At 65.4% G+C, this 12,406-nt stretch carries 13 protein-coding genes; 7 read left to right on the forward strand and 6 right to left on the reverse strand.

The features are described from left to right. Positions 1-18: 18 nt before the first annotated feature. The 3 genes from G6N59_RS16085 to G6N59_RS16095 are packed head-to-tail and all read right to left on the reverse strand — an operon-like array spanning position 19 to position 3,852. Positions 19-1,329 carry a cytochrome P450 gene (locus G6N59_RS16085; RefSeq protein WP_138233222.1) on the reverse strand — a complete coding sequence of 437 codons (1,311 nt, stop codon included), beginning with the start codon at positions 1,327-1,329 and terminating at the stop codon, positions 19-21. A 6-nt stretch (positions 1,330-1,335) separates the two neighbouring features. Further along, positions 1,336-3,144, reverse strand: coding sequence for a peroxidase family protein (locus G6N59_RS16090; RefSeq protein ID WP_138233223.1), 1,809 nt, complete (start codon positions 3,142-3,144; stop codon positions 1,336-1,338). A 57-nt stretch (positions 3,145-3,201) separates the two neighbouring features. Further along, the gene (locus tag G6N59_RS16095) at positions 3,202-3,852 is read right to left on the reverse strand and encodes a hypothetical protein (RefSeq protein ID WP_234884446.1); all 651 of its coding nucleotides are present in this window, start codon (positions 3,850-3,852) and stop codon (positions 3,202-3,204) included. A gap of 181 nt (positions 3,853-4,033) precedes the next feature. Here G6N59_RS16095 and G6N59_RS16100 point away from each other — a divergent pair, with 181 nt between their 5' ends. After that, complete coding sequence (locus G6N59_RS16100) at positions 4,034-4,672, forward strand: TetR/AcrR family transcriptional regulator (protein WP_268815835.1); 639 nt, start codon at positions 4,034-4,036, stop codon at positions 4,670-4,672. 292 nt (positions 4,673-4,964) lie between these two features. Continuing rightward, positions 4,965-5,174, forward strand: a complete 210-nt coding sequence (locus tag G6N59_RS16105; RefSeq protein ID WP_138233226.1) for a hypothetical protein — start codon at positions 4,965-4,967, stop codon at positions 5,172-5,174. Between the two features lie 57 nt (positions 5,175-5,231). Here the strand turns inward: G6N59_RS16105 and G6N59_RS16110 are convergent, their stop codons facing one another. After that, on the reverse strand, positions 5,232-5,735 hold the full coding sequence (locus G6N59_RS16110; RefSeq protein WP_138233227.1) for a DinB family protein: 504 nt from the start codon (positions 5,733-5,735) through the stop codon (positions 5,232-5,234). 149 nt (positions 5,736-5,884) lie between these two features. Between G6N59_RS16110 and G6N59_RS16115 the strand changes: the two genes are divergently transcribed. Genes G6N59_RS16115 through G6N59_RS16130 form a run of 4 tightly spaced genes read left to right on the forward strand, consistent with a single transcriptional unit; the run spans position 5,885 to position 9,632 of the window. Beyond that, entirely contained in the window at positions 5,885-6,721 is an 837-nt protein-coding gene (locus tag G6N59_RS16115; protein WP_138233228.1) for an ABC transporter permease, read from the forward strand. 10 nt (positions 6,722-6,731) lie between these two features. Then, positions 6,732-7,484, forward strand: coding sequence for an ABC transporter ATP-binding protein (locus G6N59_RS16120; RefSeq protein ID WP_138233229.1), 753 nt, complete (start codon positions 6,732-6,734; stop codon positions 7,482-7,484). A 12-nt stretch (positions 7,485-7,496) separates the two neighbouring features. Beyond that, positions 7,497-8,522: an ABC transporter substrate-binding protein gene (locus G6N59_RS16125; protein WP_138233230.1), complete on the forward strand. Its 1,026-nt coding sequence runs from the start codon at positions 7,497-7,499 to the stop codon at positions 8,520-8,522. Positions 8,523-8,534: 12 nt separating this feature from the next. After that, positions 8,535-9,632, forward strand: a complete 1,098-nt coding sequence (locus tag G6N59_RS16130; protein ID WP_138233231.1) for an LLM class flavin-dependent oxidoreductase — start codon at positions 8,535-8,537, stop codon at positions 9,630-9,632. Here the strand turns inward: G6N59_RS16130 and G6N59_RS16135 are convergent. Beyond that, the gene (locus G6N59_RS16135) at positions 9,629-10,516 is read right to left on the reverse strand and encodes an SCO6745 family protein (RefSeq protein ID WP_138233232.1); all 888 of its coding nucleotides are present in this window, start codon (positions 10,514-10,516) and stop codon (positions 9,629-9,631) included. The genes G6N59_RS16130 and G6N59_RS16135 overlap by 4 nt on opposite strands. A 193-nt stretch (positions 10,517-10,709) precedes the next feature. On the opposite strand from G6N59_RS16135, the gene G6N59_RS16140 reads away from it, so the two are divergent. Continuing rightward, on the forward strand, positions 10,710-11,732 hold the full coding sequence (locus G6N59_RS16140; protein WP_138233233.1) for a fused (3R)-hydroxyacyl-ACP dehydratase subunits HadA/HadB: 1,023 nt from the start codon (positions 10,710-10,712) through the stop codon (positions 11,730-11,732). On the opposite strand, the gene G6N59_RS16145 is transcribed toward G6N59_RS16140, so the two are convergent. Next, positions 11,729-12,379 carry a TetR/AcrR family transcriptional regulator gene (locus G6N59_RS16145; protein WP_138233234.1) on the reverse strand — a complete coding sequence of 217 codons (651 nt, stop codon included), beginning with the start codon at positions 12,377-12,379 and terminating at the stop codon, positions 11,729-11,731. The two genes, G6N59_RS16140 and G6N59_RS16145, sit on opposite strands and share 4 nt — an antisense overlap. Between the last annotated feature and the right edge of the window lie 27 nt (positions 12,380-12,406).

The raw sequence follows: 12,406 nt of genomic DNA on the forward strand, positions 1-12,406 counted from the left end.
GACGACCGAGTGGTCCATCTAGCGTTCGATGCTGATGCCGTACAAATCGATACTGTGCGGCAGTGACTTCTGCGGATTCAGCGTAGCTCCGCGCAGCACCGGAGTGGATCCGGTCAACACGTGCGCCAGGAAGGCCTGCCCCAGGAACACCGACAACCCGGCCCCCGGACAACCCTGCGGGCCGTGGCTGAAAAAGTTGTACGACCAGTCGCTTCCGGCATCCCCGCTGACCCATTCTCCTGGTGAGAAGCGGTCGGCGTACTGGATCCGGTCCCGGTTTCGGTGGTTGAACACGTTGTAGATGAGGACCTGTTTGCCTTCGGGCAGCACTGCACCACTGGGGAATTCGATGTCCCGTGTTGCGACGCGGCCGAACAATCCCGTCGTCGGCCACAGCCGCATGGTGTCGAGCAGGCACCCGCCGAGGTACTTCAGCGAGGCGATGCCCTGCCCCGAATTGATGTCGGCGGAGGCCATCTCCGCCCGGACCTCGTTCAGGTTCTCCGAGTGCGTGGACAGCACCGCGAGCGTCCGGAATGCGTTGGCCGCCAGGGTGTCCCCCATCGCGAACAGCCAGTGGATGACCTGGCTCGCCGGGGACGCATCCGCAGGCGGCGGGGTGTCGGCGATCAGCGCGGCCAGGCTCCCCGGCTCCGGGTTCTGCAGGTAGGACTCGATGTGCGCCAAGAACTCCGGATATCCCGGCGCGGGCTCGCCGGGCATTCCATTGCCGGCGGACATCAGTTCGCTGAGCTGTGAGGTGAGCCGGGTATCGTCGGCGGCTTTGTCACCGAAGACCACACACCGCGTCAGCCGCTGGAATGCGGCGTTCCAGTCCGACCACCGCAGGGCCCCGGCACCCAGACTCTCCACCGTCCGTGCAACCTTCTCGACGAACGCCTGCGCCAGCCGGTGTACCGGGTGTCCGGTGTCCAGCACTGCTTCGGCGAACCGGCGGCGATCCTCCCACGGCTGACCGCGGGAGATGGTCAGTGCGTCCGGCTGGAACGCTGCCATGCCATCCCGCTTGGGCTTCGGGTCGGAGGCGAACGGGTCCGGCGATCCACTCAACACGAACTCCAGGTCGTCGGGGTGATGCACCAGCAATGCCTCGTCGGCGACGACCCGGACATAGAACGGACTGGGGCCGTAACTGCGGACCATGCCTTCGACAAGCTGGTACCCCAAGTAGTCCGAACTCAAACCGGATGCGATGCGCGTGGGAAGTTCTCTCTTGTTGAACAGTCCCAGAAGGACATTCGGCACCCCGATCTGAGCGGTGAACCGAACACCTTCGATGATGGACGCGTGCGGGAAATCCTCGGCCATTGTTCATCAGCCCCAGGGCAGGTAGGCGCGGACGGAGTCGGCCAGTTGCACCACCGGGTTCTTCTTCCCCGGCACCGGCGCACCCAACTTCGGCCATGGCGCGAACACCCGCTCGACGTCGCCGATCACCGGCTCCAGTTCCGGGTAGTGCCGCAGCATGACGTCCTTCATGGTGTTGTTGTTCACCCAGTCGAATCCGACCTGTGTGTACACCTCCGGCTTGAAGTCGTTGGTGAAGAAGCGGTCGCTCTTGAGCCGGCGTGAGGCCATCAGGATGAAGATACGGAAAGCGGTGTCCGAGAAGCCGAATCCCTTCGGCGGCTGCTCGGCCTGCATACCGATCTGGAGGTCGACGGCGTCGACGTCGCCGTTGTAGACCTCGTTGATCTCCCGGGCCCACTGCTTGTTCGGGGTGATGTCGTCGATGGTCTTGCGGCGCGGCATCCGGAGCGCTTCCCGGAAGTCGTTGTAGCGCGGTACACCTCGTTCCCGGTCGCGCACGATGTCGAGGGTGGCGAGGTCGGTGACCTGGCCGTCGACGCGGGTGAGGTTGCGCAGCGCGTTCGGGTAGTTATGCAGGCACACCGCGCCGGCACTGGCCAGACCGAACGAGTACCACATATCGCCCATCTGGATCTTGTCCATGAAGCCCCGGGTATAGCTGCCCTGCAGCTGGGTGAAGTCCGCCTTGACCAGGTGCTCACCGGACTCCAGCGAGAAGAAGTTCCAGTCGTCGGGGATCAGCGGGTGCATCCGGTAAACCGAGACGAACTCCTCGGTCAGCGAGAACGGTGCGCCATGGTGGTCGGTCGATGATCCGACGACGCCCGAGAGGGCCTCGCTGTCTCCGATCCGGCCGATCTTGTCGCGGAACGTTTCACCAAGCGCGCCATACCAGTTCGCGTTCATGCCGATCTGCAGCGCCGGGTGACGCAGCACGCAGGGCGTCCACTCGACGGTATGGATCTTGGCGATCAGCGCCGACACCACAAGCACGCCCAGTTCGAAGAGGCGCTGGTCGTCGAAGCTCGGGTAGGCCTTCTTCAGTGCCTCGCAGACGGCGTTGTGCTCGCGCGCGAACATGGTGTGCAGCAGGCCGGTGCCGACCCAATAGTTCTCTTTCATCCCGGTGAGGTCGATGCCCGGGATGTCGCTCTCGGGCAGTCGGCCGCTCGCATCGACCTTGACCTTGCCGTCGACGAAGGTGCGGATCTCGGCCTGGCGTTCCTTGCCGCTGCCGTACACCTGGGAGCCGTCCCACCAATGGGTCTCCGCGTTGGCGAAAACCGGTGCGGGACAGCCATCGGCGATCTCGCCGCGCAACGGGATGGTGCAGCGGATCTTCATCGGATTCTCGGGGAACTGGTCGTCGGCGCTCAGCGGGATATCGATGGTTTTGTCCGGGACGCCGTCGCCGTGGAAGAACCAGTTGTGGTTCTCGAACTGCAGCCACGCGGCGGCGAGCGCGTTGATGATGCCGGCGGGCTTGAAGTCGTCGCGGGCCATCAGCTTGCGACTGATCACGCGTGGGTCCGGTTTGAGAAGGCGCTTGACGTCGGTGACGGTCATGGACAGTGGCACGTTGCGCCCGAAGCCGGTGCCCTTGGCGCCCATGTGCGGATCTTCCAGATCGTTCCAAGTGCCGTCGGGCTGGCGAGCGCGGCGCACCTCATCGGTGGGTTGGCCCAGATCGTTGGACGGCCGCATGCCGTACGCCTCGTACAGGTTGTGCTCGCGCAGCTCGTCGCGGGTCTTCGACAGCGCGTTCAGTTGCAGCAGGAGCGAGGGGTATTCGTGCCACTGGGACGGAATCATTGTGTCGCCGTTTCTTTTTCGAGGTTGTCAGGTGGTCATCGAGTGATCTGAGGTCCGTCAGCGAGGCGTGCGCAGCGCGAAATATCCAATCTTGCTGTACCGGTCAGAGCCGGTGTTGAACAGAATCTTGCCGAGGTAGACACCGGGTACCAGCTCCACCAACTCGTCGCGGATGCTGCGGATCACCAGCCGCGGATTGGATTCCACGTTGGCGTAATCGATGACCATCACCTGGCGGTCGGCATCGTCCTTGCCGGCTTCGACGTACGTGGCGAAATCGAAGGCGAGTTTGCCGGATTCAGCGTCACGCATGGAGTACAGCGGCCACAACAATTTGCCGACGAGGCCGGTGCTCCGGGTCAGCCGGTTGTCGCCAGTGCCAGTGTCGGCGTCGAAACGTTTGCCCTGCCACGGCATCCACAACGCCGTGACCGCTCGGGTCACCGTGTCGAGGGCGGGATTGGTCGTCGTCATGACCAAGATGCCCTCAGTCGGGCCGTCGAGGTCGACCGGTGGGGTACCCAGCCGAAACAGTTCGTTGAGCTGCGCCTCGGCCGAATCGGCGTCGTTGTCGGCGAGCGTGGACAGCTCGACGATCCAGCTCCACGCCGAGCGGGCCGCCCCTGATTGCCCCTCCGATACCGATTTTCGCAACCACTCCAACCTGTCGCCCGCGGCAGAATCCGCGGTGGTTCCCTGTTCGCTCATCGGCACCATCCCCGTTGAATTTCGAGCACCCGCGGAGCATGATAGTGATCTGCGCCACTCTTTGTGGGCAATTCAAGACGATCGTCCAAACTTTGCCACCGAAGGCAGAAGTGCCTGATCAGAGGAATATATTCTGACTTTCCCGCCAGTTCACTGACACCTCATCCGCCACTGGAGCCCTGTGGATACCGCTTCGAGCCGCGTTGCAGGCCGACTGACGGGTGCGCGCGCGCAAAAGTTCGCTGCGCGTCGTCAGGCGTTGGCCGTCCAAGCCACCGGGGGGCTTGCTGAATTGGGCTTCGCCCGAGCCAGCATGCGCGAGCTTGCCCAACATTGCGAGATATCACTCGGCATTCTGCACTACTACTTCGACGACAAAGACGACCTCGTCGTGTGCTGCGTGCGGCAGTACAAGGACCAGTTCATCGACCGCTACAACTCGATCGTCATCGAGGGTGGTTCCGGACCGGAACTCAAGACCCGCATCAGTGGTGCGCTGAGCAACTCGCTGCGCGAGTCGGCTGTGATGCACCGACTCTGGTACGACCTGCGCACTCAAGCGCTCTTCGACGATCGTTTCGCCTTGAGCATCGACGAAATCGACGACAGCCTTGCGGCGCTCACCTGGAAGGCCGTCACCGCCTATGCGCGGCTGACAGGCAAGTCCGTCATCGTGGCGCCCGCCATCGTCTATGCGACGGCCGACGGCCTGTTCCACCGCGCGCTACGCGACCTGATCACCGGCGACACTGAGGCACCGGAGCGGCTGGCGCGCGAAATCGATTCGGCGCTGGACGATTTCGTCGGGCTGACCTCCTAGCAGCAGGATGGCCGGCGCGTCGCGGTCCGATTGCGGCTGAGCGTGCGTCCTCGCTGAGGTCCACTCGCACAACTACGCCCAGGATCCAGCGTCAACTCGACTTCAGCATCCAGAACCATTGATCCTGACGTGGCGGCGCACCTCACTCGAACAAGTACACCGTGGATACAGGGTCAACCGGGGAAGCCCCGCGATCCACCCGCAGTCGCTCGTGACCCCCTACCATGGTCGGACATCAAGATCAGCCCCTGGCGCGATGCCGGCCGGCTGGCTGATTCGTAGCGTCGGTCCTATGACACACGCACACGTTCCGACCCCCGCGGAGATGATGCGGGGTTGGCTGCGCCACAGCGCACAGCAGATCGCCGAAGCGATGGTCGCGGCCGGCGCCCGGATTCAGAAGCGGACGCATTGGGCTCAGCATCCGGCCGACTACTACCCACCGCGACGCGAAGAGTCCTTCGAAGAAGCAGCCATGGCACGCGAAATGTACCGACTCTGAGGCGCTTTCACGGCCGCCTCGGATCAACGGGCCGTTGGCGGGGAGCCCTGCTCGATTTCAGACGCCGACAGACCCGTCGATGCGTTCACGGATCAGGTCCGCGTGTCCGCAATGCCGGGCATATTCCGCAATCATGTGGGTGTAGATCCACCGCAGGCTGACTTCACTGCCCATGAACGGGCTCGTGTCATCGAGCGCACGACTGGCGCAGTTGGCGCGTGCCTGGTCGATCTCGTTCTGCCAGACGTCCATTGCGGCTCGGTGCGACGACAGCGGAGATAATTCGAATCCCCCGTCGTGGCCCTCGGGATGGTCTCGCGGCCCGTAGATCGGCAACGCCTGTTCGCCGGCCATCACTCGCCGAAACCAACTCCGTTCCACCTCTGCCACGTGCTGGAGCAAGCCGAGCAAGGTCAGCTCGGATGGTGGCACCGACGCGGTGCGCAACTGCTCATCACTGAGCCGGTCGCATTTGGCGGCCAGCGTGGCGCGATAGAAGTCGAGCCAACTCTCCAGGGTCGTTCGTTCGTCTGCATTCATCGGCGGCACTGGCCGGTCCATCGACGTCACACTTATCGATGGTGCCATCTTCCCCGCCCCGTTCCCGTGGAATCAGGGCGACGGTAAGTCTTCACGCCCCCCGGACGGCCTCCTACCTTCGGTGTCACGGCGTACGCGCCAGACCGATTGCCGTCGACGTAAGGAGCGTGATGACCACCCGCGAGGCCCCGGTGGCCGCGGTAACGCCGGTGGCCCCCGACACCGAACCTGCTGTGCCGCACTGGCGCAGCAGGGTTCACGCGCGGCGCTGGGAAATGGTCCGTTGGCTGTCCCCGCTGGTGGTCCTGCTGGTCTGGCAGGCCGGCAGCGCCTGGGGCCTCATCGATCCCGAGATCCTGCCGGCACCGCAGACCATCGCGGAGGCCGGGATCGAACTGATCGGGAACGGTCAGCTCGCCGAAGCACTGCGCATTTCCGGAATCCGTGCGGCCGAGGGCCTGCTCCTCGGCGGAATCATCGGCGCCGCGCTGGGCGCCCTCGTGGGCTTCTCGAAATGGGCGGACGCTGCCGTGGATCCGACGATGCAGATGATCCGCGCCCTACCCCACCTCGGGCTGATTCCGCTCTTCATCGTCTGGTTCGGTATCGGTGAATTACCCAAGGTGCTCATGGTGGCATTGGGGGCGGCATTCCCGCTCTACCTCAATACCTCGTCGGCGATCCGCCAGGTCGATCCGAAGTTGTTCGAAACAGCTGCGGTACTCGGGTTCTCGCCATTGCAGCGGCTGCGCACCGTCGTCATCCCGAGCGCGGCTCCGCAGATTCTCGTCGGGCTGCGGCAATCCTTGGCCATCTCGTGGCTCACGCTGATCGTGGCCGAGCAGATCAACGCCGACTCCGGTATCGGTTACCTCATCAACAACGCGCGCGACTTCTTGCGTATCGACGTGATCATCTTCGGGCTCGTCGTCTATGCGCTGCTCGGCATCATCACCGACGCGCTGGTGCGGATCCTGGAGCGCCGTGCCTTGCGCTACCGAGTCTGAAAGGCACTCCATGACAGCACTTTACGAAGTACCCGTGGAAAGGCACGCGACATCAGGACCGCCCACAGCGGAGTTGCGTTCGGTATCCAAGTGGTACGGCGCCAATCGGGTGCTCGATGACGTCACCCTTCGGGTGAAGCGTGGCGAGATCGTCGCGCTCGTCGGGCGCAGCGGTTCGGGCAAATCGACGATACTGCGCGTGCTTTCGGGCTTGGCCGGTGATTTCCAGGGTGAGCGCGAGGTACAGGGCGCGCCGGCCGTCGCCTTCCAGGAGCCCCGGCTGTTCCCGTGGCGATCCGTTCGCGACAACGTCCGCTACGGCCTGACTCGCGCCAAATTGTCCCGCGCCGAATCGCTTTCCCGCGCGGATCAGGCCTTGGCTGAGGTAGGCCTGGCCGACAAGGCGCAGTCCTGGCCGCTGACCCTGTCAGGCGGTCAGGCGCAACGGGTCTCACTGGCCCGCGCGCTGGTGGCGGAGCCGCAACTGCTGCTGCTCGACGAGCCGTTCGGGGCGCTCGACGCGCTGACCCGGCTCTCCATGCACCGCCTCCTGCTGAACCTCTGGCGCCAGCACAGTTTCGGCGTACTGCTGGTAACGCACGACGTCGACGAGGCCATCGCGCTGGCCGACACCATCGTCGTACTCGAGCACGGGCGGGTGGCGCACACCCTGTCGATCGAAAACCCCCGCCAACCGCATGGTCTGCGCGACCGACACACCGACGACTACCGCACCGAGCTGCTGACGCGACTCGGGGTCTGACAGGAGAACACTGTGACGCACTCACGGGTAGCCCGGCTGCTATCCATTCTCGCCGCCGGCGCACTGCTCACCGCCTGTGTATCCAACCGAGACGCCAAGAACGAAGTGGCTGTGCCCCAAACGGTTCCGGCATCGGATCTGACCGGCCTGACGCTCCAGGTCGGCGACCAGAAGGGCGGCACCGAGTCCTTGCTCCGGGCGGCCGGGGAACTCGACAACGTGCCCTACAAGGTGCAGTTCTCGACCTTCACCTCCGGACCGCCGCAGGTCGAAGCGGCCACCGCAGGCAAGATCGACTTCGCCGTCACTGGCAACACGCCGCCGGTCTTTGGAGCCGCGGCCGGTGCGAAAATCCGTGTCGTATCCGCATATTCGAACGAGGCGGGCGGCGACCAGATCCTCATCCCCGCCGATTCGCCCGCCCATTCGGTGGCCGACCTCCGCGGCAAGAAGGTCGTCGTCGGTAAGGGCAGCTCGGCGCACGGCCATCTGCTGCTCCAGCTACAGAAGGCCGGGCTGACGATCAAGGACGTTCAGCTGGTGTTCCTCCAGCCGGCCGACGCCTTCACCGCGCTGAGTCAGGGGCAGGCCGATGCGTGGGCTATCTGGGATCCGTACACGGCCCTCGCGCAGAACCAGCTCAAGGTGCGCACGCTGGTCACCGCCCAAGGCGTCACCAACGGCTACGGATTCGGCATCGCCTCGGTCACCGCCCTCCAGGACGCCAAGCGCAACACCGCGCTGGCCGACCTCGTTCAGCGCATTGCCCGTGCTTCCCGCTGGGCCAAGGACCATCCTGACGAGTGGTACCAGAAGTACGCTGCCGCAATCGGAATCGATCCGCAGGTTGCCCGGGTGGCCCAGTCACGAAGCCTGCGATTGGCCATTCCCATCACCGACGAGGTGGTCGCCTCCGAGCAGCAACTCGCCGATGCGTTCGCACAATCCGGACAGCTCGGGCACAAACCCAGCTTCTCGCAATTAGTAGACAACCGGTTCAACGACGTGTTGTCGCCGTTCTGGAACACCGCCAAATAGGAGGCCATCCCCTTGTCCGCCAAGTTCTTCTGGTTCCTGCCCACCAATGGCGACAGTCGCTCGATCGTCGGCGCGTCGCACGCATCGTCGCACCACACGGTTCCGGCGGGATACCGCAAGCCCAGCCTCCGCTATCTGGCGGAAATCGCCCGAGCGGCTGACCGTCTCGGCTTCGAGGGAGTACTGACGCCGACCGGGACGTGGTGTGAGGACGCCTGGCTGACGTCAGCAGCGCTGCTCGAACAGACCGAACGCCTCAAGTTCTTGGTCGCGTTCCGGCCCGGCTTGGTCCCGCCCACGCTGGCCGCGCAGCAGGCGGCGACGTTCCAGCGATTCTCGGAGGGACGCCTGCTGCTCAACATCGTCAGCGGCGGCGACGACGCCGAGCAGCGCCGGTTCGGCGACTGGCTCAGCCACGACCAGCGCTACGAACGCACCGGTGAGTTCCTCGAGATCGTGCGCGAGGTCTGGCGCGGCGAGCCCGTGGACTACCGGGGCAGGCACTACTCCGTCACCGACGCCCGCGTGTCCGAGCCGCCGAATCCGTTGCCGCAGCTGTATTTCGGCGGCTCGTCGCCCGCCGCGCTGCCCATCGCCGCCGAGCACGTCGACGTCTATTTGACGTGGGGCGAGCCACCGGCTGCGGCAGCGGCCAAGATCGCGCAGGTGCGCGAACTCGCCAAAGCCCGCGGTCGCACCCTGCGATTCGGCATCCGGCTGCACACCATCACCCGCGACACCTCGGCAGCCGCCTGGGCGGTGGCCAATTCCCTCCTCGCGGAGTTGACGCCGGAACAGATCGCGAAAGCCACTGCCCTGCACGCCAACTCGGAGTCAGAAGGACAGCGACGCATGACGGCGCTGCACGGCGGACGGCTCGACCACCTCGAGGTCTACCCGAACCTCTGGGCGGGCGTCGGTCTGGTACGCGGCGGCGCCGGCACCGCGCTGGTCGGTAGCCATGAAGAGGTGGCCGCCTTGATCTCCGAGTACCACGATCTCGGATTCGACGAGTTCATCCTCTCGGGCTACCCGCACCTCGAGGAGGCCTACTGGTTCGCCGAAGGGGTGCTGCCGCTGCTGCGCAAGCGCGGCGCCCTGGCTGCTTAGCCGAGGTTCGCGCCGGCAGTGTCGAGATCGCTGTGCTGCAGCGCCATCGGGGTGATCGCCGGTAGGTCGCCACCGGCGACCACCATCCGGGCGAGCGGCGTGAGCGCCTGGAACAGGGTCTCGACCTCGGCGTCGCTGAGCACATCGAGCGTGGGGAGGGCGGCGGCATCGGTGCGGAACTCGATGTCGTCCTTGAGGGCGCGGCCTTCCGCGCTGAGCGAGCCATCCGCGGTCAGCAACCCGCGATCAGCCAACTGCGCGGTGACCGCCGCCCACTCGCCCTCGTCGTAATCGCGGGTGGCGACGACCTTCTCCTTGGTGGTCCGGCCCGCCGCAACATGCAGCACATTCGATTCGCGACCGGTGATGCCGGCCGCCACGAGAGCGGCAACATGGGCGTCGCCGCGTTGTTCCCGCAGCAGGGTTGCCGCGTGCCACAGCGCAGCCACCGGCTCGTCGGGCCAGGGCACCGCCGACAGGGCGGCGAATAGCGGCCGGCCGTCGACGGCCGCGCAGCGTGCGACCCGTCCCAGCAAGTCAGCGGCGGAGCGCAGGTTTTCATCGGCGGTGAGGCCGTACCGGTTCAAGGCGGCGACAGCGCCGGCTTGCCGGGCCGCGAGCGCCTGTTCCGGGGTGGCGATGTCCCATACGCCGGCCAGTGACTTGGCCACCCGGTGTGAGGCGAAGTTGTAGAAGATCGCCTCGACGACTCGTGGAGATACCGGTCCCAGGGGCGCTGACCGGGTGACGAAGTAGCCGTTCCAGAAGCTGCGGTAACCCAGCTCCTGCGCGGCGGCGCGTGATTCGGGCGAGAAGTAGGTGATCGCGTGCACGGGTTCGAATCGCTCGAAAAACCGGCGGGCCAAGGTAGGTGTGCGGGCCATGCTGCCAGTCAAGCACGGTCCGGTTTCCGCCCGCGAACGGCCACAGGCGTTCGCGGAATCGGGTGGTTTTGGGCACATTTCTGCGCGCTCGGCGCAGGTAGAACGCGGATCGACGTGTGTTGCCACCGCCTCTCCGCGTAGGGTGCTTTGGTCGGCCTCAGCGAACATGCCGATAGAAAAGTTGGGCACAGTAATGACGACAGCAGCAGAAGCGTCGCCGCTCGAAGCACGGATCGGCCACCACTACCAGATGGAGGGCACCTATCTGGTCGGCCGCGAGAAGCTGCGCGAGTACGCGCGCGCCGTGCAGGACTACCACCCTGCGCACTGGGACGTCGCTGCCGCCAACGCGCTCGGCTACGCGGATGTCATCGCGCCGATCACCTTCACCTCGACCCCCGGCATGAAGTGCAACCGCCGGATGTTCGAGTCGATCGTCGTCGGTTATGACACCTACCTGCAGACCGAAGAGGTCTTCGAGCAGCACCGGCCGATCGTCGCGGGCGACGAGCTCGTGATCGACGTCGAGCTGACATCGGTGCGCCGGACCGCCGGCCGCGACTTCATCACCGTGACCAACACCTTCACCGACACCAAGGGCGAGCGGGTCCACACCCTGCACACCACCGTCGTCGGCGTGACCGCCGAAGACATCGACGGCGACGTCAAGGAGGAAGTGCAGAAGGCCATGATGCACGATATGAACATCCTCGACATTGGGGAAGAGGAGTACCACAAGACGGTGCGCCCCGACGGTGCGATCCGGATCGCCACCGATACAGCCCGCACACCCGGAACGCCGTCGTTCGACGACGTGGCGGTCGGTGACGAGCTGCCGGTGCGTCCCATGCACCTGTCCATCGGCGACCTGGTGAACTACGCCGGCGTCGCGGGCGACGCGAACCCAATTCACTGGGACAAGCGTCTCGCACAGCTGGCAGGCCTGCCCGATGTCATCGCTCACGGCATGCTCACCATGGGCCTCGGCGCCGGATACGCCTCCACGTGGTCCGGCGATCCCGGTGCCGTCAGCCGCTACACGGTGCGACTGTCCGCGCCCGCCGTCGTCCCGGCGGCCGAGGGCTGCGCCATCGAGTTCAGCGGCAAGGTCAAATCACTGAACCCGGAAACCCGGACCGGTGTGGTCATCGTCGGCGCCAAGTCGGAGGGCAAGAAGATCTTCGGCCTCGCGACCATGGACGTCCGCTTCCGCTAGGCCGGCTTGCCGTCGGCCAACGCGTCGAACCACAACCGCAAGTTGGCCACCATCAGGGCGGCGCCGCGCTCAGCGTCGATGGTCCCCAGCGCCTGCGCCATGGCGATGCCGGCACCGGTCGCCACGGCGATCTCGATGGCATCGTCCATCAGCGGGTGATCCGCGGGAACCCCTTCCGGCACTGCATCTTCCAGCAAGACGCGCGTCGATTCCTTGAATCGCTCCAGCGCCTCTCGGGCCTTGGCGAGCTGCGCGGGGTCATGGAAGGTACTGGTCACATACTCCGCAGTGAGCACGACCAGGTTGGGTTCGGCGCCGATGCGTGCCCACCAACTCGCGAGGGCCGCGAGGCGGTCTTCGGCGGAAACACCGGCAGCCACGAGCGGCCCGAGCAGTTGATTGAGTTCGGCCATGGAGCGATTGCGGATGACCTCGAGGCACAGCGCTTCTTTGCCGTCGAAGTTGCTGTACACCGCACCGATGGTGCGGCCCGCCTCTGCCGCGATGGCCGCCAGGGACGTGGCGTGGTACCCGTTGGCATAGAACAGCGTCTCCGCGGCGTCCAGCAATTCCTGCCGCGTCTGCGCCTGGCTCTCCGCGCGAGTCAGCACCTTCCGAGCAGCCACCGCGTCCTCCGCATCGTCCATGCAACGGGTCTCGATACTATCGCTATC

The sequence above is a fragment of the Mycolicibacterium aubagnense genome (assembly GCF_010730955.1).
In the GTDB taxonomy this organism is placed as follows: Bacteria; Actinomycetota; Actinomycetes; order Mycobacteriales; family Mycobacteriaceae; genus Mycobacterium; species Mycobacterium aubagnense.

Bases quoted from the DNA above. Each gene is read 5' to 3' on its own strand.
- G6N59_RS16085 (WP_138233222.1), bottom strand. From the start codon at position 1,329: ATGGCCGAGGATTTCCCGCACGCGTCCATCATCGAAGGTGTTCGGTTC.
- G6N59_RS16090 (WP_138233223.1), bottom strand. From the start codon at position 3,144: ATGATTCCGTCCCAGTGGCACGAATACCCCTCGCTCCTGCTGCAACTG.
- G6N59_RS16095 (WP_234884446.1), bottom strand. From the start codon at position 3,852: ATGAGCGAACAGGGAACCACCGCGGATTCTGCCGCGGGCGACAGGTTG.
- G6N59_RS16105 (WP_138233226.1), top strand. From the start codon at position 4,965: ATGACACACGCACACGTTCCGACCCCCGCGGAGATGATGCGGGGTTGG.
- G6N59_RS16110 (WP_138233227.1), bottom strand. From the start codon at position 5,735: ATGGACCGGCCAGTGCCGCCGATGAATGCAGACGAACGAACGACCCTG.
- G6N59_RS16115 (WP_138233228.1), top strand. From the start codon at position 5,885: ATGACCACCCGCGAGGCCCCGGTGGCCGCGGTAACGCCGGTGGCCCCC.
- G6N59_RS16120 (WP_138233229.1), top strand. From the start codon at position 6,732: ATGACAGCACTTTACGAAGTACCCGTGGAAAGGCACGCGACATCAGGA.
- G6N59_RS16135 (WP_138233232.1), bottom strand. From the start codon at position 10,516: ATGGCCCGCACACCTACCTTGGCCCGCCGGTTTTTCGAGCGATTCGAA.
- G6N59_RS16140 (WP_138233233.1), top strand. From the start codon at position 10,710: ATGACGACAGCAGCAGAAGCGTCGCCGCTCGAAGCACGGATCGGCCAC.
- G6N59_RS16145 (WP_138233234.1), bottom strand. From the start codon at position 12,379: ATGGACGATGCGGAGGACGCGGTGGCTGCTCGGAAGGTGCTGACTCGC.